The following is a 330-nucleotide window of genomic DNA, read 5'->3' on the forward strand; positions in this document are numbered from 1 at the left end:
GTGCGCTCCCTGGTCAGTTCGCCCTGCAGCGCCGTCATGAACGCGGCGACGAGATCGGGCGCCAGCAGGCGCTCCTTGAGGCCGGCCAGCACCCGGCTCCCGATCTCCTGGCGGGTGATGGTGCGGCCGTTGTCGCAGGCGCCCTTCTGGCGGCGCGTCGCGCAGCCGTAGCGGTCCTTGCCGATGACCGTGTAGCCGCCGCCGCTGCAGCCGCAGCGCAGCAGGCCCGACAGCAGGAAGCGCGCCCGGTGCGTGGCGTTCAGGGCGGCGTCGCTCCCGGGTTGGCCGCCGCCGCGAGAGCGCACCTCGCCCTGACGCTCCTTCGCCTTG

At 74.2% G+C, this 330-nt stretch carries 1 protein-coding gene; it reads right to left on the reverse strand.

Translation table 11 applies throughout. The annotated features are described in order from the left end of the window. Positions 1–330, reverse strand: a 330-nt coding sequence (locus ACYVO7_RS25835; RefSeq protein ID WP_460452625.1) for a recombinase zinc ribbon domain-containing protein, incomplete at both ends; no start/stop codon positions are given.

The sequence above is a fragment of the Alsobacter sp. SYSU BS001988 genome (assembly GCF_054796215.1).